Source organism: Allosphingosinicella sp. (genome assembly GCF_036402135.1).
GTDB lineage: Bacteria > Pseudomonadota > Alphaproteobacteria > Sphingomonadales > Sphingomonadaceae > Allosphingosinicella.
On the sequence record NZ_DASWTN010000010.1, the window covers coordinates 39,505 to 60,317 of the forward strand.

At 64.9% G+C, this 20,813-nt stretch carries 23 protein-coding genes; 12 read left to right on the forward strand and 11 right to left on the reverse strand.

Going from position 1 to position 20,813, the window contains the following annotated elements; translation table 11 throughout:
• The first annotated feature begins 21 nt into the window (after positions 1 to 21).
• The 7 genes from VGD10_RS02990 (at position 22) to VGD10_RS03020 (ending at position 4,632) form a co-directional block, all read left to right on the forward strand.
• Positions 22 to 933, forward strand: a complete 912-nt coding sequence (locus tag VGD10_RS02990; protein WP_331039310.1) for a heme o synthase — start codon at positions 22 to 24, stop codon at positions 931 to 933.
• Positions 930 to 1,058, forward strand: coding sequence for a hypothetical protein (locus VGD10_RS02995; protein WP_331039311.1), 129 nt, complete (start codon positions 930 to 932; stop codon positions 1,056 to 1,058). Before VGD10_RS02990 ends, VGD10_RS02995 begins: the two co-directional genes overlap by 4 nt.
• The gene (locus tag VGD10_RS03000; RefSeq protein WP_331039312.1) at positions 1,055 to 1,606 is read left to right on the forward strand and encodes a cytochrome c oxidase assembly protein; all 552 of its coding nucleotides are present in this window, start codon (positions 1,055 to 1,057) and stop codon (positions 1,604 to 1,606) included. The genes VGD10_RS02995 and VGD10_RS03000 overlap by 4 nt, the downstream gene beginning before the upstream one ends.
• A gap of 30 nt (positions 1,607 to 1,636) precedes the next feature.
• The gene (locus VGD10_RS03005; protein ID WP_331039313.1) at positions 1,637 to 2,452 is read left to right on the forward strand and encodes a cytochrome c oxidase subunit 3; all 816 of its coding nucleotides are present in this window, start codon (positions 1,637 to 1,639) and stop codon (positions 2,450 to 2,452) included.
• Positions 2,453 to 2,488: 36 nt separating this feature from the next.
• A complete protein-coding gene (locus VGD10_RS03010) occupies positions 2,489 to 2,854 on the forward strand; it encodes a DUF983 domain-containing protein (RefSeq protein ID WP_331039314.1) in 366 nt (121 codons plus the stop codon).
• A complete protein-coding gene (locus VGD10_RS03015; RefSeq protein WP_331039315.1) occupies positions 2,851 to 3,408 on the forward strand; it encodes an SURF1 family cytochrome oxidase biogenesis protein in 558 nt (185 codons plus the stop codon). The genes VGD10_RS03010 and VGD10_RS03015 overlap by 4 nt, the downstream gene beginning before the upstream one ends.
• 135 nt (positions 3,409 to 3,543) lie before the next feature.
• Entirely contained in the window at positions 3,544 to 4,632 is a 1,089-nt protein-coding gene (locus VGD10_RS03020) for a S41 family peptidase (protein ID WP_331039316.1), read from the forward strand.
• Positions 4,633 to 4,680: 48 nt separating this feature from the next.
• Here VGD10_RS03020 and VGD10_RS03025 read toward each other — a convergent pair whose 3' ends face one another.
• Both VGD10_RS03025 and VGD10_RS03030 read right to left on the reverse strand, forming a co-directional pair.
• A complete protein-coding gene (locus VGD10_RS03025; protein ID WP_331039317.1) occupies positions 4,681 to 5,448 on the reverse strand; it encodes an SIMPL domain-containing protein in 768 nt (255 codons plus the stop codon).
• Positions 5,449 to 5,494: 46 nt separating this feature from the next.
• A complete protein-coding gene (locus tag VGD10_RS03030; protein WP_331039318.1) occupies positions 5,495 to 6,970 on the reverse strand; it encodes a pitrilysin family protein in 1,476 nt (491 codons plus the stop codon).
• Positions 6,971 to 7,059: 89 nt separating this feature from the next.
• Here VGD10_RS03030 and VGD10_RS03035 point away from each other — a divergent pair, with 89 nt between their 5' ends.
• Together VGD10_RS03035 and VGD10_RS03040 are read left to right on the forward strand one after the other, a co-directional pair.
• Complete coding sequence (locus tag VGD10_RS03035) at positions 7,060 to 8,286, forward strand: pitrilysin family protein (RefSeq protein WP_331039319.1); 1,227 nt, start codon at positions 7,060 to 7,062, stop codon at positions 8,284 to 8,286.
• Positions 8,283 to 9,149 carry a class I SAM-dependent methyltransferase gene (locus VGD10_RS03040; RefSeq protein ID WP_331039320.1) on the forward strand — a complete coding sequence of 289 codons (867 nt, stop codon included), beginning with the start codon at positions 8,283 to 8,285 and terminating at the stop codon, positions 9,147 to 9,149. The genes VGD10_RS03035 and VGD10_RS03040 overlap by 4 nt, the downstream gene beginning before the upstream one ends.
• Here VGD10_RS03040 and VGD10_RS03045 read toward each other — a convergent pair.
• The 3 genes from VGD10_RS03045 to VGD10_RS03055 are packed head-to-tail and all read right to left on the reverse strand — an operon-like array spanning position 9,146 to position 10,730.
• Positions 9,146 to 9,775, reverse strand: coding sequence for a heme exporter protein CcmB (locus tag VGD10_RS03045; RefSeq protein WP_331039321.1), 630 nt, complete (start codon positions 9,773 to 9,775; stop codon positions 9,146 to 9,148). The genes VGD10_RS03040 and VGD10_RS03045 overlap by 4 nt on opposite strands.
• Positions 9,772 to 10,332, reverse strand: coding sequence for a heme ABC exporter ATP-binding protein CcmA (ccmA, locus tag VGD10_RS03050; protein WP_331039322.1), 561 nt, complete (start codon positions 10,330 to 10,332; stop codon positions 9,772 to 9,774). The genes VGD10_RS03045 and ccmA overlap by 4 nt, the downstream gene beginning before the upstream one ends.
• On the reverse strand, positions 10,329 to 10,730 hold the full coding sequence (locus tag VGD10_RS03055) for a metallopeptidase family protein (protein WP_331039323.1): 402 nt from the start codon (positions 10,728 to 10,730) through the stop codon (positions 10,329 to 10,331). Before VGD10_RS03055 ends, ccmA begins: the two co-directional genes overlap by 4 nt.
• A 38-nt stretch (positions 10,731 to 10,768) precedes the next feature.
• Between VGD10_RS03055 and VGD10_RS03060 the strand changes: the two genes are divergently transcribed.
• On the forward strand, positions 10,769 to 11,062 hold the full coding sequence (locus VGD10_RS03060; RefSeq protein WP_331039324.1) for a 4a-hydroxytetrahydrobiopterin dehydratase: 294 nt from the start codon (positions 10,769 to 10,771) through the stop codon (positions 11,060 to 11,062).
• On the opposite strand, the gene VGD10_RS03065 is transcribed toward VGD10_RS03060, so the two are convergent.
• Complete coding sequence (locus VGD10_RS03065; RefSeq protein WP_331039325.1) at positions 11,063 to 12,583, reverse strand: fumarate hydratase; 1,521 nt, start codon at positions 12,581 to 12,583, stop codon at positions 11,063 to 11,065.
• Between the two features lie 137 nt (positions 12,584 to 12,720).
• Here VGD10_RS03065 and pepN point away from each other — a divergent pair, with 137 nt between their 5' ends.
• A complete protein-coding gene (pepN, locus tag VGD10_RS03070) occupies positions 12,721 to 15,303 on the forward strand; it encodes an aminopeptidase N (RefSeq protein ID WP_331039442.1) in 2,583 nt (860 codons plus the stop codon).
• On the opposite strand, the gene VGD10_RS03075 is transcribed toward pepN, so the two are convergent.
• Genes VGD10_RS03075 through VGD10_RS03090 form a run of 4 tightly spaced genes read right to left on the reverse strand, consistent with a single transcriptional unit; the run spans position 15,300 to position 18,722 of the window.
• A complete protein-coding gene (locus VGD10_RS03075; RefSeq protein WP_331039326.1) occupies positions 15,300 to 15,875 on the reverse strand; it encodes an ABC-type transport auxiliary lipoprotein family protein in 576 nt (191 codons plus the stop codon). The genes pepN and VGD10_RS03075 overlap by 4 nt on opposite strands.
• Positions 15,872 to 16,822: an MlaD family protein gene (locus tag VGD10_RS03080; protein WP_331039327.1), complete on the reverse strand. Its 951-nt coding sequence runs from the start codon at positions 16,820 to 16,822 to the stop codon at positions 15,872 to 15,874. The genes VGD10_RS03075 and VGD10_RS03080 overlap by 4 nt, the downstream gene beginning before the upstream one ends.
• Positions 16,822 to 17,613 carry an ABC transporter ATP-binding protein gene (locus VGD10_RS03085; protein ID WP_331039328.1) on the reverse strand — a complete coding sequence of 264 codons (792 nt, stop codon included), beginning with the start codon at positions 17,611 to 17,613 and terminating at the stop codon, positions 16,822 to 16,824. The genes VGD10_RS03080 and VGD10_RS03085 overlap by 1 nt, the downstream gene beginning before the upstream one ends.
• The gene (locus VGD10_RS03090) at positions 17,613 to 18,722 is read right to left on the reverse strand and encodes an MlaE family lipid ABC transporter permease subunit (RefSeq protein WP_331039329.1); all 1,110 of its coding nucleotides are present in this window, start codon (positions 18,720 to 18,722) and stop codon (positions 17,613 to 17,615) included. Before VGD10_RS03090 ends, VGD10_RS03085 begins: the two co-directional genes overlap by 1 nt.
• A gap of 100 nt (positions 18,723 to 18,822) precedes the next feature.
• Here VGD10_RS03090 and VGD10_RS03095 point away from each other — a divergent pair, with 100 nt between their 5' ends.
• Positions 18,823 to 19,542: an HAD family hydrolase gene (locus VGD10_RS03095; RefSeq protein ID WP_331039330.1), complete on the forward strand. Its 720-nt coding sequence runs from the start codon at positions 18,823 to 18,825 to the stop codon at positions 19,540 to 19,542.
• Here the strand turns inward: VGD10_RS03095 and VGD10_RS03100 are convergent.
• Entirely contained in the window at positions 19,505 to 20,812 is a 1,308-nt protein-coding gene (locus VGD10_RS03100; protein WP_331039331.1) for a cystathionine gamma-synthase family protein, read from the reverse strand. The two genes, VGD10_RS03095 and VGD10_RS03100, sit on opposite strands and share 38 nt — an antisense overlap.
• Position 20,813: the final 1 nt, after the last annotated feature.

Sequence of the window (20,813 nt, forward strand, 5' to 3'; positions counted from 1 at the left end):
TGGGGCGCAGAGTTCATTATCATGACGACCATGTCGCTGACCGACACGAACGCACTGCCCGCCGACTGGCGGGATTTCGTCGCGCTGACGAAGCCGCGCGTGATGAGCCTCGTCGTCTTCACCGGCCTCTGCGGCCTGCTTGCCGCGCCTGCCCATATCCATCCCGTTCTGGGCTTTACCGCGATCCTCTGCATCGCGCTCGGCGCGGGCGCGGCGGCGGCGCTCAACATGTGGTACGAGGCCGATCTCGACGCGAAGATGAAGCGCACGGCCAACCGCCCGCTTCCCGCCGGGCGCATGGACCGGCAAGCGGCACTCCATTTCGGCGTCGGCCTTTCCTTCTTCTCGGTGCTGCTGATGGGCGTCGCGACCAACTGGCTTGCGGCTTCGGTCTTGGCGCTGTCGATCCTCTTCTATGTTGTCGTCTACACAATCTGGCTGAAGCGCCGGACGCCTCAGAATATCGTGATCGGCGGCGCGGCCGGCGCCTTCCCGCCGGTCATCGGCTGGGCCGCGGTAACGGGCGATATCACGCTTCTGCCGCTCCTCCTCTTCACCCTCATCTTCCTCTGGACGCCGCCGCATTTCTGGGCGCTCTCGCTCTTCGTCCGCTCGGACTATGCCGCCGCCGGCGTGCCGATGCTTCCGGTCGTCTCCGGGGCGAAGGTCACGCGCCAGCAGATCATGCTCTACACTTTGCCGATGGCCGCCTCCGCAGTAGCCCCGTGGCCGCTCGGCCTCACCGGGTGGGTCTACGGCATCGCCGCCGCGGCCCTTAGCTTCGCCTTCATTCTCCTCTCGCTGCAGGTGCTCGCCAACAAGGCGACCGAGCCTGCCGCGATGAAGCCCGAGAAGCGGCTTTTCGCTTTCTCCATCCTCTACCTCTTCGCGATCTTCGGCGCTCTGGTGCTGGACAGGTGGCTCATCGCATGACGCCCGACCCACACAAGAATGAAGTCCAGAAGCGCCAGCGGAGCCGCGCCCTCGTCATGGCGCTTGCGCTCGGCGCCTTCGTGATCCTCCTCTACCTCATCACCATCGTAAGGATGAACGGATGACGGCAGTTGCGCAGAAGAACGGCCGCACCGCGGCGATGGCGGCTCTCCTCGCGCTGGCAATGGTCGGCCTCGCCTTTGCGAGCGTGCCGCTCTACCGCCTTTTCTGTCAGGTGACGGGCTTCGGCGGCACCACCCAGATGCAGGTCGGCGGCGAGGCGCCGGGCGCGGTGGGCAAGGTCATCAACGTTCGCTTCGACGCCAATGTCAGCGGCGAACTCGGTTGGGAGTTCGAGCCGGAGAAGAACGTTGAGCGGACTGCAATCGGCGCCCGCAAGATGGCCTTTTACACCGCGAAGAACCATTCCGGCGAGCCGGTCACCGGCACCGCTACCTTCAACGTGACTCCGGTTCAGGCCGGCCAGTACTTCACCAAGGTCCAGTGCTTCTGCTTTACCGAGCAGACGCTGAAGCCGGGCGAGGAAATCCGGATGCCAGTCGTCTATTATGTAGATCCCAAGATCCTCGACGATCCGGAAGCTTCCAAGATCAGCGAAATCACCCTTAGCTACACCTTTTACCCCGTGGACGATCCTCAGCCTCGCAGCTAGAGGACGGGCAAGACGAACAGAGGAACGACGATGGCCGGAGCGAAGAACCACGAATATCACATTCTGCCGCCGAGCATCTGGCCGTTCATGGGCTCGATGGCGGCGCTGGCAATGGCTGCGGGCGCGATCATGTGGATGCATGAGGCTGCGTTCGGTGGCTACGTCTTCTTCGCCGGCCTCATCGCGGTCCTGTTTGTCATGTTCAGCTGGTGGGTCGACGTGGTGCGCGAAGCGCATGCCGGCGATCACACGCCGATCGTTCAGCTCCACCTCCGCTACGGGATGATCCTCTTCATCGCGTCGGAAGTCATGTTCTTCGTCGCCTGGTTCTGGGCCTACTTCAACGCCGCCCTTTTCCCGTCGCCGGTGGAAAGCATTGGCGGCACCTGGCCGCCCACGGGCATGAAGGTGCTGGATCCGTTCGGCTATCCGCTCCTCAACACGCTCATCCTGCTCTGCTCGGGCACGACCGTCACCTGGGCGCACCATTCGCTGATCCATGGCGACCGCGAAGGGCTGAAGAAGGGCCTCTGGCTCACGATCGGTCTCGGCCTCCTCTTCTCCGCCATTCAGGCTTATGAATATGCGCACGCGCCGTTCGGCTTCGCCGACAATATCTATACTTCGGCCTTCTTCATGGCGACGGGCTTTCACGGCTTTCACGTGATCGTCGGCACGATCTTCCTGATCGTCTGCCTCGTCCGCGCCGATAAGGGTCACTTTACGCCCCGCCAGCATTTTGGCTTCGAAGCCGCCGCCTGGTACTGGCATTTCGTGGACGTGGTCTGGCTGTTCCTCTTCCTCGCCATCTACGTCTGGGGCGGGTGGGGCGCCGAATTCCACTAAGACAGGGGAGGGCGCCGAAAGGCGCCCTTCTTCTTTATGACCGATGCCTCGCCATCTCCGGCCCTCGCTGCGGCAAGGGGCCTTTGCCCGCGCTGCGGCGCCGGGCCCCTGTTCGCCGGCGTTGCGACCTTCGCTTCCGCCTGCCGCGCCTGCGGCCTCGATTTCGCATCGTTCAACGTCGGTGACGGGCCGGCCGCCTTCCTGATCCTGATCATCGGGGCGCTCATCACAGGCCTCGCCGTCTGGCTTGAGCTTGCCGCTTCGCCGCCCATCTGGCTCCACATCCTCCTTTGGCTGCCGCTGACGGCGGCGGCAGTCGTCTTCTCGCTCCGCTTTGCAAAAGCCATGCTGCTCGCGCTCGAATACAGGCACCGCGCCCGCGAAGCCCGGATTAGCGAATGAAGCGCCTGCCCATCCTTCCCACAATCATCGTCGCCGCGGCGGTCGCCGTGATGATCGGCCTCGGCGTCTGGCAGCTCCAGCGGGCAGAGTGGAAGGAAAGGCTGATCGCCGAGATCGACGCCTCCGACCACTACAGGCAGCAGAGCGTCACCTGCACGGTGGACGCCAAACCGGAAGTACGCGCCGGCCGGAGCGCCAAAGGCGAAAGCGGTTATCGCTATCTTGTCCCCTGTTCGTCGCGCACAGCAGGCGGTGACGAAATCGCGATTACGGAAGGCCTGATCGACCTCGGCTGGGCGAAGCATCCGAACCTGTTGCCGCACGTGCGTCTTACCCGCACCTTCACCGGCACCTATGCCGCCGGCGAAGCTGCCTCTCGCCAGATCCTCGTTCTCGAAGAGCCGCTGCCTCCGCTGGAAAAGAGTGCTCTTCCGACCGCCGCCGACATCCCGAACAACCACATGGCCTACGCGCTCCAGTGGTTCTTCTTCGCGGCGGCCGCGGCCATCATCTACATTCTCGCCTTGAGAAGGCGGAGGCAGCGGCTTGCCTAAAGGTACTGCTCTTACCGTTCATCGATGGCCGGACGACCTTTGTCGAAGAACTGTGGAAATAAGCAGCATCGCGTGGATCAACTGTATCACCCATTAGGATTTTGAAGCTCAATGCGGAATTTCTGTCTCAGGCTGATGCCCGTTTTCACAGCCGCCCTTGTCGCCGTGGCACTCCCCGCGCAGACTTCCGCGCCACAGGCTGGTGTGGCTCCTACTGCGCAGGAAGCGACAAAGATCGTGGAGTCATTGGCGCAAGCGCTGACGGAGCGCTTCGTTTTTCCGGAAGCGGGGGAGCGTTATGCACGCGCACTCCGTAACGGCCTTGTGGACGGCCGCTACAGCCGCTTCTCCACATCCACAGAATTCGCCGAGGCCCTCACACAAGATCTCCAACGCATTCACCCCGACGGGCATTTGCGTGTTATCGCGCCCGGAACCGGTAGCGCACAGGCCGGCGCAGGCCAGGGCGGCGCAACCGTAGCGCTTGAGCGCGGCGCCTGGATCGCGCCGGGCATTGCTTATCTCAGCTTCAGCCTCTTTCCGGGCGATCCGGCGACATTGGCGAAACTTGAAGATTTCCTCCGTACGCATTCGAAGGCGAGGACGCTCGTCATTGATGTCCGTACGCATGCAGGCGGCGGTCTTGCCGAGATGGACCGCATGTTCCCCTATTTCTTCTCGCGCCCCACCTCCCTGCTTCAAATGGATACCCGTCGAAGCGTTGACGATGCTGGCGGCGGCGTATTCCCAGACGGCCCAACTGTGATCCGTTTGGACGGCCCGAAAGAGGTCGTTCGACGAGAGCATGTCGCCGTTCCGGCGAAGGAATCTGGCGGCCTCAGCGACGCGAAGATCTTTGTCCTGACGGCGGCCCGCACCGCATCTGCTGCCGAGCATTTTGCCCTGGCCCTGAAGCGTACGGGGCGGGCTACGCTGATTGGCGAGGTCACGGCGGGGGCAGGTCACGTCAGCCCCAGAGTCGATATCGGGAGCGGCTATGCTGCGCAGGTGCCCATCGGCCGCACCTTTGATCCGACCACAGGCCGTGGCTGGGAAGGTGCCGGTATTGGACCGCACATCGCGGTGCCCGCCGAACGGGCCCTTGTCGAAGCTTTGATCCGGAGCGGCGTCGCTGCGGCGGACGCAGCGCGGCTATCAGCAGAGTTCCGTCCCAATGGTTCAATGGAACGCCGTCGACCGCTGCGGTTAACCTCGCCTCTATAGAAGGATCAAAGCGGAAAGGCGCGCTTCCTGATTCACGCTATCGCTTGGTTACAGTAGCTCGAAGCTCACCTGCAGGGACACGCCGATCGTCTGCTCGCCCGGTTCGATCATGTTCGTGGGTCGACTTTCGCCATAGCCTGCGCTCTGCCGCATCATCGGCCGGTACGGCATGCCGCCGCCCGCTTCGCTGATCGACAGAATGCGGCCGACGCCCTTGCCGATCGCACGCGCGTAAAGTTCGGCCCTTGCCCTTGCCGTGCGGATCGCGGCCGTCCGCGCTTCGTCCAGTGCCGCCTCGGGCTTGTCGAGCGTTAGCATCGGCCCGTTGATCGAGTTGGCGCCCTCGGCGACCAGCGCGTCGAGGATCTTGCCGGTGTTGGCGATGTCGCGGAAACTCACCGTCACTTCGTTCCCAGCACGGTAGCCGATGAGTTGCGGCGCGGCGCCCTCGCTGTGACGGTATTCGGGATAGAGGTTGATCGAACTCGTCTGGATATCGCGATCGGCGATGCCCGCACGGCGCAGCGCGGCCCGCACCCGCTGCATCCGCGCCGCATTCTCCTGGATCGCCGCGGATGCGGTTGCCGCCAGCGTCTGCACGCCCGCATTGATCCGCGCGATATCTGGCACCCGCGTCACCTCGCCAGTCGCCACCACATCGAGCCGCGTGCCCGCCACCGCATGCAGCGGCTCGCCCGGCTGCGCGACTCCCAGGATGACTCCAGTTGGCTGCGGCGGGGGCGGCGGCGGAGCAGGCTGCGCGGCGGCCGCTCCGGCCAGAGCAAAGACTGAAACCATGGTCATCATACGCAGCATCCGAGGGCACTCCCACTTGTTCGGCAGCCGTAACGGCATCCGCCCCCTAGAACGCCCGATCGCCTGCACCGTTGCTGAATGCGGCAGCGACCGCGGCTGCGGCATTCGGGATTCTCCGGTTATGAGAAACGAAGATCAGCCGCCCAGGCACTGCCCAAGCGGCTCTGAAAGCGGCGTTCACATCCTCCAGCTTTATCTGTGCCAGATAAGCGACAGTCGCCGCCGGATCGGCCGGTTCGGTGAAGACGAGGCGGCGCTCCACCGCATCGACGATGGCGTCGGCGAGGGCCGGCGTTCTCTGAACTAGCCCCCGTTCCTTGGGTCTCATCGCGATCAGTTGCTCGTTCAGCTCGGCCTGGGAAAAACCCTGCTCCAGCGCCCGGCGCAGTTCGTCCGATCCTGCTTCGAGCGCGCCGCGCCAATCGCGATCCGCTGCCTTCACCTCCACCCGCGCCAGCCGCACGTTCGGAAAAGGGTTATAGATCATCGACTCCGCCTTCACGAGCGTGGCCTTCGGATCGGCGGCCCTTCGCGCCAGCCGCCGGTTCAGCATCTCGCTCGCCATAAGCTCCAGAAATTGGCGGTCCCGGCGCCTGCCCGCATCTGCTCCGCCGGGAAGCGGCTCGACCGCCGCGATCGTCACCGCGGTCGGCGCGGCCGGGTCGACGAACAGCCTGGCTTCGATGCCGCTGCGCCGGGGCAGCGAGACCGGCATAGGGCGATGGTCCGCAGCATCCGCGCGCGCGCTCCAGCCGGAAAAGCGCGCCCAGATCTCCTCTTCGGCGGTGTTCGGGTCGAAATCGCCGACCATCACCAAAGTCGCACGCTCCGGCACATAGTGGTGCGCGTAGAGGCGCTGCAACGTCTCGCCACTGGCTCGAGCGATGCTCTTCTCCATCCCGGCGACTGATCCGCCGGCCAGCGATGTCCCCGGTAGGAAGAAGCGCTGCTGCGCCTCCGTCAGCCGGTCGTTTACTGCGTCGCGTGCGCGGATCTCGTCCCTGATCATCTTCTTGGCGCCTTCGACGGCCTTTCGATCGAAGCGGAGGTTCACCGCAATCTCGTGCATCAGCGTCAGCGCCGTCTCCCGCGCCCGAGTGTCCGACCGCGACAGGTCGAGCAGGTAAACCGTCTCGTCAAAGCTCGTATAGGCGTTGAAATCGGTCCAGCGCCTAAGGCCCTGATGCTTCAGCATCAGCGGCAGCGACCCCTCCGGCAGGTTCGCCGATCCGTGAAAGATCAGATGCTCCAGCATGTGCATGAAGCCCTGCTCTTTCGCACCCTCCACCGACGATCCGGCATCGATGTGGAGGCGCACCGAAAGTGCTCCGGCGGGCGAGCCGTTGCGCATTAACGCATAGCGCATGCCGTTCGGAAGCACGCCGAACCGCACGCCCGGATGCGGCGTCAGGTCGCTCCTGTCGAAGCCCCAAGCCGAGCCAACCGCCTCCGGGAGGGCCTGCTGCGCCCGGGCGGGAGCGGCGAAAGCGAGCAGGAGTGCGAAAGCAAGGGTTCGGATCATCTTTTCCGAAGCTTAGGCAAAGCGGCGGCAAACGGGAAGCGGCGGGAAACTTGCCGCTTTGGGCCCAAGGCCCTAAACCGCGCCTCTCCATGATGAAGCTGACCACTCTTCCAAACGGCCTTCGCGTCGCCAGCCGGGAAATGTCTGGCGTCGAGACCGCGGCGGTGGGTCTCTATGCGGACACGGGCTCCCGCTACGAGCCTGCGCGCCTCAACGGCATTGCACACCTGTTCGAACATATGGTGTTCAAGGGCGCGGGCGATCGTTCGGCGCGGGAGATCAGCGAGGCGATCGAGGATGTCGGCGGCGACCTCAACGCCGCTACGGACCGCGATTCCACCAGCTTCATGGCCTCGGTCATGGCCGAACATGTGCCGCTCGGGATCGAACTCATCTCCGACATGATCCTCCGCCCGCACTTCAGCGACAAAGAGCTGGAGCGCGAGAAGGACGTCGTGCTTCAGGAGCTTGGCGAGGCGCGGGACACGCCGAACGACATCATCTTCGACGACCTGCTCTCCGTCGCCTTCGCCGATCAGCCGCTTGGCCGCTCGGTGCTGGGGGATGAGGATAGCATCGCCGCGATCACCGTTCCTGACCTACGCTTGTGGCGCGACAGCCAGTACCGCGCCGAAAGCCTGATGCTGGTCGCTGCCGGCAAGGTCGAGCACGACCGGCTGACGGAGCTTGCCGACAACGCCTTCGGCGCGCTCCCCTCCGGCACCATCGCGGAGCCGGAGCGGGCGGTCTTTACCGGCGGCGACCGGGTCGGCCGCGCTGCCTGCGATCAGGCGCATCTCGCGCTCGGCTATTGCGGCCCGGCCCAGCTCGATGCGGACTATTATGCGGCGCGGCTCTTCTCCGACATCGTCGGCGGCGGCATGTCCTCGCGCCTCTTCCAGCAGCTTCGCGAGGAGCGCGGCCTCGCTTATTCCGTCTACGCGCACCTGATGCCGTGGCGGGACACCGGCCTCTTCTCAATCTATGCGGCGACCGCCCGTAACCAGTCCGCCGCCGCCGCGCAGCTGATCGAGGAGGTCGTGACCGACGCGACCGAGACGATCACCGACCGCGAGGTTGCCCGTGTTCGCACCCAGGCGAAGGCCGGGCTTCTCATGTCGCTGGAAAGCCCGTGGGGTCAGGCAAGCTATGTCGCGCGCCAGCTCGCGCTCCACGGTCGCCTCGTCGAAACCTCGGAAGTCGTCGCCGCGCTCGAGGCGGTGACGACGGAGGATGTGCGCGCCGCCGGCCGGAAGATGCTCGCCGGCCCGCGCGCCCGCGCCACGATCGGCTTTCCGGCCGTCCGCGCGGCGTGAACCTTTCCACCCTGATTGCGGAGCCCTGGCCCGATTACGGGCTCATGGATTCCGGGAACGGCCGCAAGCTCGAACGCTACGGCCGCTACAGCTTCATCCGGCCGGAGCCGCAGGCCATGTGGGCGCCCGCGCTCGACACATGGGACGCGGACGGCGAGTTCCTGCCCGGCTCCGATGAAGAAGGCGGCGGCCGCTGGCAATTCGCCCGGCCCGTGCCGCGCGAGGGCTGGGAGCTCGGCTGGGAGGATGTCCGCTTCCGCGCCCAGACCACCCCCTTTCGGCACCTCGCTTTCTTCCCCGACATGGCGCCGCAATGGGCCTGGATGCGCGAGCGGCTGGGGGAGGGGACGGAGGCGCTCAATCTCTTCGGCTATACCGGCGTCGGCACGCTCGCGATGTCGGCCGCCGGCGCGCGCCTGACCCATGTCGATGCCTCGAAGAAATCGGTCGAGGCGGGGAAGGAGAATGCCGCCCTTTCCGGAATGTCGGACCGCCCGATCCGCTGGATGGTCGACGATGCCGCGAAGTTCGCCGCTCGCGAAGTCCGCCGCGGCCGCCGCTACGACGGCATCATTCTCGATCCGCCCAAATATGGCCGCGGCCCGGCAGGCGAGGTGTGGCGGCTGGAAGAGGGGCTTCCTGGTCTTATCGCCGACTGCGCGAAATTGCTCGACGAGGACAGCCGCTTCCTCGTCCTCACCGTCTATGCCGTCCGCATGTCCGCGCTGGCCATCGGCGAACTGCTCGCCCAAACTACCCGCCACCTCGGCGGCCGCGTCGAATGCGGCGATATGGCGGTTCGCGAAGAAGCGCGCGGTCTCCTGCTTCCGACCGCAATCTTCGCGCGCTGGTCGGCCAGCTAGGTTCGCGCAGACCTGATTGTTGCCCCAACGACGAACGGGCATAAGGCGACCAGCAGAAGCGACACCGAAGCAAGTAGCTGGAATGCTCCCGGCGCCTCCATTCCGGCACCAAAAATCAGCAAAGGCACTGCCAGCGGCAGCATAAGAAGACCGGCAAGCGCACCGCTTTTTCGAAGTCCTATTGTGAAGCCCGCAGTCATCAGGCTCAAAGCTGCCAAACCCGGCGTTCCCGCGAGCAATCCAAGCTCCAGCCGCAAGAGCGCGTCCTGCGGCAACTTCGACAACATCGCGCCCGGCACCGCAGCGATCATCAACGCCGGCCCGAAGCTCAGCCAGTGCCCGGCCAGCTTCGCCGCCGCGACCGCCTCCTCGCTCATCCCCCGCACCGCAAGCTGGTCGAGCACGCCGCTCGCCCGGTCCGGCTCGATCAGCCGCTCGACCGGGAGCAAGGCCGCAAGCAAAGCCGCCATCCACAGCGCTCCGCCGCCGGTCCGCGCCAGCAGCGGTGCATCCGGCCCCACCGCAAACGGAAACAATGTCGCCACAAGCAGGAAGAAGATGACCGGCAGCAGCGCATTGCCCGCGCTTGCCGCCAGCCGCAGCTCACGAAGCACGAGCGCCATCATCCGAGCTTAACCTCCTGCGCACCAGCGAGCGGCAGGTCCTGGTGCGAAGCCGCGAGGATCGCGCCGCCCTCCACCCGGTGCCGCGCCATCGCGGTCCCAAGTCGCTCCAGCCCCTCCGCGTCGAGCCCGTTGGCGGGCTCGTCCAGCAGCCACAATGGCGCCCCGCTCGCCACCACCCGCGCCAGCGCTGCACGCTTTCTCTGCCCGGTCGAAAGCATCCGCACCGGCACCTCAGCGAGCGGCGCCAGCCCCATCGCCTCCATGCCTGCTCCCGCATCGCCGCCGTCCAGCTTCGCCCAAAAGCCGAGCGCGCGCCCAAGCGTCAGCTTCTCGTCCAGCGCCAGCCCCTCATCGGCCAAAGCCGACCGCTCGCCGCGCACGTCTCCCGCCGAGGGTCGCAGCAAACCCGCCGCAATCCGGATCAGGCTAGATTTGCCAATACCGTTCCGCCCGGTCACAATCGCCGTGCCCCCGGCTTCAAGCTCCAGGCTCACCCCCTCGAACAGCAGCCGTCCGCCGCGCACGCAGGCGACATCTTTCAGCGCCAGCAGGCTCAACCCGCCCCCTCTTCGATCGCGTGCATGTCCTCGTCGGAAAAGCCGAAATGATGACCCACCTCATGCACGATCACATGGGTAACCAACTCCTCGAGGCTCACCCCCCTCTCCGCCCATTCGTCGAGTAAAGGGCGGCGATAGAGGTGGATCATCGGCGGCAATTCGCCTGACGGCATCGACGACTGCTCGCCCATCGGCCGCCCGCTATAGAGGCCGGAAAGGTCGAAAGGATCTTCGATGCCGAGCTCCGCCAGAACCTGATCGTCGGCGAATTCCTCGACGCGCAGCACCACGTCCTTCAGGTGAACGCGGAACGCCTCCGGAAGCCCGGCGATCGCCGTATCCGCAAGCCGCTCGATCGCCGCGATATCGGGCGCGAAGGTTTGACCCCTGCTCATCTTTCGAGCGACATAAAGGCTTAGCGAAGGAGAAGCCAATGGTGCCGAAACTTGGGTCCGCCGAACGCGCCGAAGCGCTCGCCGGCCTGCCCGACTGGAGCTGGGACGAAACCCGCGACGGCATAAGCCGCAGCTTCGCCTTCTGCGACTTCTCGGAAGCCTTCGCTTTCATGACCCGCGTCGCACTTGCCGCCGAAAAGGCCGATCACCACCCGGAATGGAGCAATGTCTGGAACAAGGTCGACATCCTCCTCACCACCCACAGCGCTGGCGGGCTGACTCGGAAGGATATCGATCTCGCAAGGACTATCGAGGCCGCCGCGGCGCCTTGATCAGGCGGTCTCCATCGCCTTCATCTTCGCAATCTTTTCGCACCAGACGAGCGGGGCGAGATGGTGGACGCTTTGCCCCTCCGCATCGACGGCGACGGTCACCGGCATGTCCTCGACCTCGAATTCGTAGATCGCCTCCATGCCGAGATCCTCGAACCCGACGACCTTCGACCCCTTGATCGCCCGCGCGACAAGATAGGCGGCGCCTCCCACGGCCATCAAATAGGCGCTGCGGTGCTTGCGGATGGACTCGATCGCCATCGGCCCGCGCTCCGCCTTGCCGACCATGGCGAGCAGCCCTTCGCCCAGCATCATGTCGGTGAACTTGTCCATGCGCGTGGCGGTGGTTGGGCCCGCGGGGCCGACCACTTCCTCGCCAACCGGATCGACCGGACCGACATAATAGATGACGCGTCCGCGGAAGCTCACCGGCAGCTCTTCCCCCCGGTCCAGCATGTCGCGGATACGCTTATGCGCGGCGTCGCGCCCCGTCAGCATCTTGCCGGACAGCAGCAGGCGGTCGCCATGCTTCCAGCTCTGCACTTGCTCCGACGTCAGCGCGTCGAGGTTCACGCGTTTAGCCGCCTTGTCAGGCGTCCAGTGGACCTCCGGCCAATCCTCCAGTTTCGGCGTCTCGAGATAGGCTGGACCGGAGCCGTCGAGCACGAAATGCGCATGGCGCGTCGCGGCGCAATTGGGGATCATCGCCACCGGCTTCGACGCGGCATGGGTCGGCCAGTCGAGGATCTTCACATCGAGGATGGTCGAAAGCCCGCCAAGCCCCTGCGCGCCGATGCCGAGTGCGTTCACTTTGTCGAACAACTCGATGCGCAGCTCCTCGATCCGGTTTTCTGGCCCGCGCGCCTTCAGCTGCGCCATGTCGATCGCGCCCATCAGGCTTTCCTTGGCGAGCAGCATCGCCTTTTCCGCGGTGCCGCCGATGCCGATGCCGAGCATCCCCGGCGGGCACCAGCCGGCGCCCATTTTCGGCACCGTCTCCAGCACCCAATCGACGATATTGTCGCTGGGATTCATCATGATGAACTTCGACTTGTTCTCGCTGCCGCCGCCCTTCGCCGCGACGGTCACGTCGACGGAATTGCCCGGCACCATCTCCACGTGCAGCACGGACGGCGTATTGTCCTTCGTGTTGACGCGGGTGAAGGCGGGGTCGGCCAGGATCGACGCGCGGAGGGGGTTTTCCGGATTGCGGTAGGCGCGGCGGACGCCCTCATCCACCACCTCCTGAAGCGACCTGTCGCTGTCCAGCAGGCATTGCTGCCCCCATTTCACGAACACAGTGACGATGCCGGTGTCCTGGCAAATGGGCCGGTGCCCTTCCGCGCACATGCGGCTGTTGGTCAGGATTTGCGCAATGGCGTCCTTGGCCGCGGGCGACTGCTCGGCCTCGTAAGCCTCGCCGAGCGCGCGAATATAATCCATCGGGTGATAGTAGCTGATATATTGAAGGGCATCGGCGACGCTCTCGATGAGGTCGGCCTCACGGATGATGGTGGTCAATTCAGATGGTCCTGCGACAAAGGCGTTTCGTGGCCGCGCTATAGCAACAGATCGGGCGAGTGTAAGCACCGCACGACCTGTCCCGCTTCGGCGGCCGGTGCATTGAACGCCCTATGTCAGGCGCCTAAGTGCGGATCATGCTCGATGCCATGAACGCGCCCGCCGCCCCGCCCGCAATCCGCCGCGAAGATTATCGCCCGCCCGAATGGCTGGTGCCGGAGATCGCGCTTGAGTTCGATCTCGACCCTGCCCGAACGATCGTCCGCTCGACGCTGCAGGTGGTCAGGAACGGCGAGGGGCCGCTCCGGCTCAATGCAGAGGATCTGACCGTCCTCTCGGTCGAGGTGGACGGCAAGGCGGCCGACTACAGCTACGAAGGCGACATCCTGACCGTTAAGATCGCCGCCGACGCTGCGACCGTCACCACCACGGTCGAAATCGCGCCCAGCGCGAATTCGCAGCTGATGGGCCTCTACGAAAGCGGCGGCATCCTCTGCACCCAGTGTGAGGCGGAGGGCTTCCGGCGCATCACCCCCTTCGTCGACCGGCCGGACGTGCTCAGCATCTACCGGGTGCGGATGAGCGCCGACAAGGCGCGCTACCCCGTGCTTCTGGCCAATGGGGACCCCATCGCTTCGGGCGAAGAGGGTGACCGGCACTGGGCCGAATGGCACGATCCGTTCCCGAAGCCCTGCTATCTCTTCGCTCTGGTCGCCGGTGACCTCGTCGCTAACCGCGACAGCTTCGTCACGAAGAGCGGGAAGACGGTCGATCTCGGCATCTGGGTCCGCGATGGCGATGTGCCGAAGACCGAACATGCGATGCAGGCGCTGAAGGCAAGCATGGCCTGGGACGAGAAGGCCTATGGCCGCGAATATGATCTGGACGTGTTCAACATCGTCGCCGTCTCCGATTTCAACTTTGGCGCGATGGAGAATAAAGGCCTCAACATCTTCAATTCGCGCTACATCCTCGCCGATCCGGAAACGGCGACGGATGCCGATTTCGATGCCGTCGCGGGCGTCGTTGCGCACGAATATTTCCACAATTGGTCGGGCAATCGCGTCACCTGCCGCGACTGGTTCCAGCTCTCGCTGAAGGAAGGCTTTACCGTCTTCCGCGACCAGCAATTCTCCGCCGACCACGGCTCGGCAGCGGTGAAGCGGATCGAGGACGTGAAGATGCTCCGCGCCGCCCAGTTTCAGGAGGATGCGGGGCCGCTCGCCCATCCGATCCGGCCGGAATCCTATATCGAGATTTCGAACTTCTACACGGCGACTGTCTACAACAAGGGCGCCGAGGTCATTCGGATGATGCACACCATCCTCGGCCCCGACCAATTTCGCGCCGGGTCCGATCTCTATTTCGACCGCCATGACGGCGAAGCCGCGACCTGCGAGGATTTCGTGAAGGCGATGGAGGATGCGACGGGAGCCGATCTCACGCAGTTCCGCCTCTGGTACAGCCAGGCCGGAACGCCGCGGGTGAAGGCGGAGCTGGTCCATGCACCCGGCGACGGTCGTGCGCACCTACGCCTCGCCCAGCATGTGCCGCCGACGCCGGGGCAGCCGATCAAGCAGCCGATGCCGATCCCGCTGAAAGTCGCTCTGTTCGGTGAGAAGACAGGCGAGAAATATGCCGACCGTCTGGTGATGCTGGAAAGCGAAGCGCACGAACTCACTTTTGAAGGCATCAGCGAACGGCCGATCCTCTCCATCAACCGCGGCTTCTCAGCGCCGGTGATTGTCGTAGCGTCGCGAAGCGCCGACGATCTCGCCTTCTTGTCGGCGAACGACGATGATCCCTTCGCCCGCTACGAAGCGATGCAGCAGCTGATGCTGGACACGCTTACCGCCGCCATCTCCGGCGCTCCAACGGACGACGAAGCAGTTGTGGAAGCGGTCCGGCAGACCTTGTCGAATGCCGATCTCGACCCGGCCTTCGTCGGCGAAGCGGTGCTGCTGCCGAGCGAAGCCTTCATTGGCGACCACATGGCGGAGGTGAATCCGGAGGCGATCCACGCGGCGCGCGAAAAATTGCGGGCGCGGCTCGGCGAGGAACTCGAAAATCTCTGGCGTGGCGCCTATGCGGCGACCTCCGCCAATCGGTTCGAATATTCCCCTGCCGCCAAGGGCGCACGGCGCCTCCGCACCGTTGCGCTCGGCTATCTGATGGCCGCCAGAGCCGAGGACGCCCCGCAGATCGCGATGCGGCAGTTCGAGGCTGCCGACAATATGACTGACCGCCAGGGCGCGCTCGGCATGCTTGCCAACAGCGATGCTGCCGAGCGTACCGCGGCGCTAAACGCCTTCTACGAACGCTACCGGAGCGATCCCCTCGTGCTCGACAAGTGGTTCAGCGTACAGGCGCTCTCCAGCCGCGACGACACGCTGCAGCAGGTGACGGTGCTGGCAAAGCATCCGGACTTCACCCTGTCGAACCCCAATCGCCTCCGCGCCCTCGTCGGCGCACTCGCCGCCAACCAGCGCGCTTTTCATGCGGCGTCTGGGGAGGGCTACCGCTTCCTCGCCGACATGATCCTCGCTGTCGACAAGCTCAATCCGCAGACCGCAGCGCGGTTGGTTCCGCCCCTCGGCCGCTGGCGGAGGTTCGATGAAGCGCGCCAGGCGCTGATGCAGGCGGAGCTCCAGCGCATCGTCGATACGCCGGGCCTCAGCAAGGACGTGTTCGAACAGGCTTCGAAAAGCCTCGCCGCCTAGCCGCCGATCCAGCCGGCGACTTCGGTCGCGACGCGGTTCGCCGCGGCATTGAGCGCCGGCGCGACATTGTTGCGGTCAGCGGCAGCGACCGGCACGCGCGCCTCGAAGCGGCGGGTGGTCACATTCTCGGCTCCGCGGGCCAGCGCGGCGTCATAGGTGACGACCGCCTCCATCCGCGTCGCGTCGAGCCCGAAATTCTGGAGCTGACCGGTCAGCCGGTGACCCGGATTGAAGCTGAACTGCAGCGGATCGAGTACCACACGTCCCGTGCGTGCGCCGATCGTCTCCGAGAGCAGCCGCCGGAACAGGTTGTCAGGCGTGTCCACCCAGAAGGCATCCTTCAAATAGGTAACGGACTGCCCCTCCATCACCGGTACCCGCGTCGTATCGAGCGCTTGCGGCACGGTCGGACGCACAACGGTGATCGCATTCTCCGCATTGGAGGTGCGGCCGGATTCCGGCACTGTCACTTCGGGCGTGAGGTTCAGAAGCAGGTCGGGCGTCTTGCCGCCAAGGCCGCATCCGGCCAGCGCCAAAGCGGCGGAAGCCGCGATCAGGGAGCGGGTCTTCATCGTCTGTTACCCTTATATTCGGGAAGCTTTTCGCCGCCGATCAGGCCGCCGACGCCCTGCCGGTCGACCTTTTCGGTGATGTTGTTGAGGTTTTCCGTCGTCTCGCGAAGGTCGCGAACGAGGAGGCCGATTTCGGGAATTGTCTGCTTGGTGAGCGCCTGCACGCCCGGCCGCGCTTCGCCAAGCAAGGCGTCCAGATTCTGCATGCTGCCTTCCGCCGCGCGGATCGTATGGCGAAGATCATTCAGCAGTGGCCGGCCCTGTTCGTTCAGCAACGAATTGCTGGTGCCCGCCACCTGCTCAAACGCAGCCGCAGCGCGTCCTGCCTGCGCTATCGCGATCCGCGCCTCGGCGAGCGTCGCCGCGATCTCCGGAGCACGGTCGGCAAGCGCGCCGGTCGCCCGCTCGGTATTCGCAAGGATGCCCTTGATCGACCGCTGATTATCCTCGTCCAGCACCTCACTTAACCGCTCGGTTAACGTCGACACGCGCTCCAGAAGCTCCGGTGCGCTGTTCAGAAGCTGCCCGAGCGCCCCCGGCTTGGTCGGGATGACCGGCACGCCATAAGGACCCTTCTGCGTGATCGGCGGCGCTCCCCGCGTCGCGCCGTCCAGCTGGATCTGCGAAACGCCGGTGAAGCCCACGCCCTGGATCGTCGCGGTCGTGCCCTGAAGCACCGGCGTATCCTCGCGAACGGCAATGCGGACACGGACGAATTCGGGGCTGTTCGGCTCGAGCGCGATCAGCTCGACCTGCCCGACTGGAACGCCCGAGAAGCTGACCGCCGATCCCTTCGCAAGCCCGTCCACCGCCTGCTTGAAGAAGATGTCGTATCTCTTCTGATCGTCGCCCGACACTTGAGAGAGCCAGATGATGAAGGCGACGACCGCCGCGATCATGGCGAGCACCACGCCGCCGACGAGAAGATGGTTGGAGCGCGTCTCCATCAGCTAGACGTGTCCTTTGCTACCGTTGCGGCCGCGCGCCCGCGCGGGCCCCTGAAATATTCCTGGATCCATTCATGGTCCAAAGCCAATAATTCCGGAATCGTTCCAATTGCCACCACCTTGCGGTCGGCCAGCACCGCGACGCGGTCGCAGATCGCATAGAGCGTGTCGAGGTCGTGGGTGATGAGGAAGACGGTGAGGCCGAGCGCGTCACTCAGATCCTTGATGAGCTGGTCGAAGGCAGCGGCGCCGATCGGATCCAAGCCCGCCGTTGGCTCGTCGAGGAACAGCAGTTCCGGGTCCAGCGCCAGGGCTCGCGCGATGCCCGCACGCTTCCGCATGCCGCCCGAAAGCTCGGACGGAAATTTGGGCCCGGTTTCAGGATCGAGCCCGGCCATCACCACCTTATAAGCCGCGATTTCATCGAGGAGTGCCCCATCGATGCGCGGGAAATATTCGCGGATCGGCACCTGCACATTCTCGGCCACGGTAAGCGTGGTGAACAGCGCGCCCCCCTGAAACAGGATGCCCCAGCGGCGGCGGATATGCTTCGCCTCCGTCTCGTCCCGGTCGAGCATATTCTCGCCGAACACGTTGACCTCTCCCGCGTCCGGCCGCTGCAGGCCGATGATAGAGCGCATCAGCACCGACTTGCCGGTGCCTGACCCGCCGACCACGCCCAAAATCTCGCCGCGCCGGACAGTGAGGTCGAGGTCCTCGTGCACGACCTGGTCGCCGAAGCTGTTTTTGAGGCCTTTCACCTCGATGATCGGTTCGCCGCGTTGTTGCATCACAGCCATCCGATGGAGGTGAAGAAGACGGCGAAGAAGGCGTCGAGTACAATCACCAGAAAAATGCCCTGCACAACGGCGGTCGTGGTGCGAAGGCCGACCGACTCCGCATTGCCCTCGACCTGCATGCCCTGGAAGCAGCCCGCCATCGCAATGATCAGACCGAAGACCGGCGCCTTGATCAGGCATTGCCAAAGGTCCGTCATCGGCACGACTTCGCGGATACGCTGGATATAGGTGATCGGCGGGATATCGAGGTCAAACCAGACGAAGATGCCGCCGCCGATGATCGCGATGATCGCGGCGTAAAAGGCGAGGAACGGCATCATCAGAACGGTTGCGAGCACCCGCGGGATGACCAGCGCCTCGACCGGCGAAACGCCGATGGTCCGCATCGCGTCCACTTCCTCGGCAAGCTTCATCGACCCAATCTGCGCGGCGAAGGCGGAGCCCGAGCGGCCCGCCACCATGATGGCGGTCATCAGCACGCCCAGTTCCTTGACCGCGCTTCGGCCGACCAGGTTGATGGTGAAGACCTCAGCGCCGAACTGGCGGAGCTGCACCGCGCCCTGCTGTGCAATGACGATGCCGACCAGGAAGCTCATCAGTCCGATGATGCCGAGCGCGTGCACGCCCACCACCTCGAACTGCTGGACGACCGCGTTGCTGCGGAAGCGGCGCGGCTGCTTGATGAGCTGCCAGGCGGAGGCGAGAATCGCGCCGAAGAAGCCGAGCAGGCCGACGAGGGTAGTCCCCGCCGCTGCGACCGCGCCGCCCATCTGGATCAGCACGCGCTGGAAGGGGTTTGTTTTGTCGGGATGGACTTTCACCGGAAGGTCGGCCGTCGCGACCTGTTCGAGCAGCTTCGCCTGATCCTCATTGGCGTTGACGACCTCGGCCCCGCGGTCGCGAGTCAATTTGTAGATCAGCCAGGCACCGACAGTGTCCATCCGCCCCACGTCGGAGAGGTCGAGCAGCATGCCTTCGCCGGGCACCTCGTTCAGGCGCTCAGGCAGATGGCCGACCCGCGCGAGCGTCAGATTGCCGCTGAAGCGCAGCACGGGGCGATTGCCCTGCGTCTCTTCGGTGAAGGTGGCAACAGAGCTCATCGGTGGCGAAGGATGCTTCAATATCGGGTTTTCGGCAAGCGGAAGGGCTTCAGGAGGCATTTGTGGACAATTGCTACGCTCTATGCTTCGCGAAAGTTCCATGAAGAGCCAGCTTGCCATTTACGACATGGACCGCACGATCACGCGGCGCGCGACCTACACGCCATTCCTGATCCATGCCGCTTTGCGCCTCGCGCCCTGGCGGCTGCTGCTCCTGCCGCTCGTCATCCTGTCGATGCTGGCCTACGTGCTGGGCTTCCTCGATCGCGGCCGCTTGAAGGAGATCAACTACACTCTCCTCATCGGGCGCGGCATCGCGCCGAAACGGCTGGAGCCGGTGATCGAAAGCTTTGCGGACCGGCAAATCGCTTCCAACATCATGCCGGGCGCCCGCCGCAGCATCGAGGCGGACCGCGCCGCGGGGCGACGGCTGGTCATGGCCACGGCCTCCTACCGCATCTACGCCGCCGCCATCGCCGAACGGCTCGGCTTCAACGACGTGATCGCGACCGAAACCCAGCTTGATGCGAAGGGCCGCATCATCGCCAGGATCGACGGCGCCAATTGCTATGGCGACGAGAAACTGGCGATGATCCAGGCTTGGCTCCAGCGCGAGGGGCTGGAGCGCGAGGCGGTCCATATCCGCTTCTATTCCGACCATGTATCCGACAGCGTCGTTCACCGCTGGTCCGACGAGCCCGTCGCCACCAACGCGCACGACCGCCTCATCCGCCTCGCCGAGGCGGAGGGCTGGGAAATCCACGACTGGAGCGACAAGCCGCCTAGATTGCGTCGAGCGCCTGCTCGAAATCGGCGATAAGGTCGTCCGCGTCCTCGACGCCGATCGAGATCCGCACCAGATTGTCCGAGATGCCGAGCGCGGCCTTCCGTTCATCCGGCACCGAAAGGTGCGTCATCGCCGCCGGGGCGCTCGCCAGCGTCTCGGTGCCGCCGAGGCTCACCGCAAGCTTGGCGATCTTCAGGCTATCGAGGAAGGCGAAGGCCTCGCGCTCGCCGCCCTTCAGGTAGAGCGAGAAGGTCGAACCCGCGCCGGTGCAATGGCGGCGATAGATATCCGCCTGTCGCCCGTCTTCCAGGAAGCCGAGATAGCCGACCGTCTCCACCTTCGGATGATCGCGCAAGAAAGCGCAGACCTTCGCGGCATTCTCCCCCGCGCGGCTCATGCGGAGCTCCAGCGTTTCCAATGAACGCAGCAGCATCCACGCGCTGTTCGGATCGGTGATCGTGCCGATCGTGTTCCGCATCATCCGGATCGGGTTGATCAGCGCCTTCGAACCGACGACGCCGCCCGCCACCAGGTCGGAATGGCCGCCCGCATATTTGGTCAGCGAATAGACGCTGAGGTCGGCGCCATGATCCAGCGGCCGCGACCAGAGCGGCCCCAGGAACGTGTTGTCGATCGCGATCGGCGGCTTTGCCTCTTCATTGGCGAACAAGGCATCGCGCGCGGCGGCGACGGCCTGCACGTCCACCAATTGGTTGGTCGGGTTGGCTGGGCTTTCCAGATAGATGAGCGAGACTCGGCCCTGCGCCTTGGCGCGCTCCATCACCTGCTCGATCTCGCTCCGCTCGGCGCCGGCCGGGAAGTCGAGCCAGGTGATGCCGAACTTGCCGAGGATGCGACCGATCAATGTCTCGGTCGCCGCATAAAGCGGTCCGGAATGGACGATCACGTCGCCCGGCTGGACGAAGGTGAGGAGCAGGGTGGCGATGGCCGACATGCCGGACGAGAAGGAAAGCGCGTCCTCGGCATCTTCCCAGACGCTGAGGCGATCCTCGAGGATCTCCTGGTCCGGACCGTTGAAGCGCGAATAGACGAGGCCTTCCGCGCCGCCCGGCCGCTTGCCGGTCACGCCTTCGAAGTGGCGCTTACCCGCGGCCGCATTTTCGAACACGAAGGTCGAGGTGAGGAAGATGGGCGGCTTCAGCGAGCCTTCCGAAAGGGCCGGATCATAGCCATGCCCCATCATCAGCGTCGAAGGCTTCAGCTTGCGGCCGCCGATTTCCAGAACGTCGGGCTTGGGGCGGCGGCGCGGGGTGGCACCAGTCAGGTCGGATTCGTCTTCCATT

Excerpts from the sequence above, each read along its gene's own strand:
- VGD10_RS02990 (WP_331039310.1), top strand. The coding sequence starts at position 22 with ATGACGACCATGTCGCTGACCGACACGAACGCACTGCCCGCCGACTGG.
- VGD10_RS02995 (WP_331039311.1), top strand. The coding sequence starts at position 930 with ATGACGCCCGACCCACACAAGAATGAAGTCCAGAAGCGCCAGCGGAGC.
- VGD10_RS03000 (WP_331039312.1), top strand. The coding sequence starts at position 1,055 with ATGACGGCAGTTGCGCAGAAGAACGGCCGCACCGCGGCGATGGCGGCT.
- VGD10_RS03005 (WP_331039313.1), top strand. The coding sequence starts at position 1,637 with ATGGCCGGAGCGAAGAACCACGAATATCACATTCTGCCGCCGAGCATC.
- VGD10_RS03010 (WP_331039314.1), top strand. The coding sequence starts at position 2,489 with ATGACCGATGCCTCGCCATCTCCGGCCCTCGCTGCGGCAAGGGGCCTT.
- VGD10_RS03015 (WP_331039315.1), top strand. The coding sequence starts at position 2,851 with ATGAAGCGCCTGCCCATCCTTCCCACAATCATCGTCGCCGCGGCGGTC.
- VGD10_RS03020 (WP_331039316.1), top strand. The coding sequence starts at position 3,544 with ATGCCCGTTTTCACAGCCGCCCTTGTCGCCGTGGCACTCCCCGCGCAG.
- VGD10_RS03025 (WP_331039317.1), bottom strand. The coding sequence starts at position 5,448 with ATGCTGCGTATGATGACCATGGTTTCAGTCTTTGCTCTGGCCGGAGCG.
- VGD10_RS03030 (WP_331039318.1), bottom strand. The coding sequence starts at position 6,970 with ATGATCCGAACCCTTGCTTTCGCACTCCTGCTCGCTTTCGCCGCTCCC.
- VGD10_RS03035 (WP_331039319.1), top strand. The coding sequence starts at position 7,060 with ATGATGAAGCTGACCACTCTTCCAAACGGCCTTCGCGTCGCCAGCCGG.
- VGD10_RS03045 (WP_331039321.1), bottom strand. The coding sequence starts at position 9,775 with ATGATGGCGCTCGTGCTTCGTGAGCTGCGGCTGGCGGCAAGCGCGGGC.
- VGD10_RS03055 (WP_331039323.1), bottom strand. The coding sequence starts at position 10,730 with ATGAGCAGGGGTCAAACCTTCGCGCCCGATATCGCGGCGATCGAGCGG.
- VGD10_RS03060 (WP_331039324.1), top strand. The coding sequence starts at position 10,769 with ATGGTGCCGAAACTTGGGTCCGCCGAACGCGCCGAAGCGCTCGCCGGC.
- pepN (WP_331039442.1), top strand. The coding sequence starts at position 12,721 with ATGCTCGATGCCATGAACGCGCCCGCCGCCCCGCCCGCAATCCGCCGC.
- VGD10_RS03075 (WP_331039326.1), bottom strand. The coding sequence starts at position 15,875 with ATGAAGACCCGCTCCCTGATCGCGGCTTCCGCCGCTTTGGCGCTGGCC.
- VGD10_RS03080 (WP_331039327.1), bottom strand. The coding sequence starts at position 16,822 with ATGGAGACGCGCTCCAACCATCTTCTCGTCGGCGGCGTGGTGCTCGCC.
- VGD10_RS03085 (WP_331039328.1), bottom strand. The coding sequence starts at position 17,613 with ATGCAACAACGCGGCGAACCGATCATCGAGGTGAAAGGCCTCAAAAAC.
- VGD10_RS03090 (WP_331039329.1), bottom strand. The coding sequence starts at position 18,722 with ATGAGCTCTGTTGCCACCTTCACCGAAGAGACGCAGGGCAATCGCCCC.
- VGD10_RS03095 (WP_331039330.1), top strand. The coding sequence starts at position 18,823 with ATGAAGAGCCAGCTTGCCATTTACGACATGGACCGCACGATCACGCGG.
- VGD10_RS03100 (WP_331039331.1), bottom strand. The coding sequence starts at position 20,812 with ATGGAAGACGAATCCGACCTGACTGGTGCCACCCCGCGCCGCCGCCCC.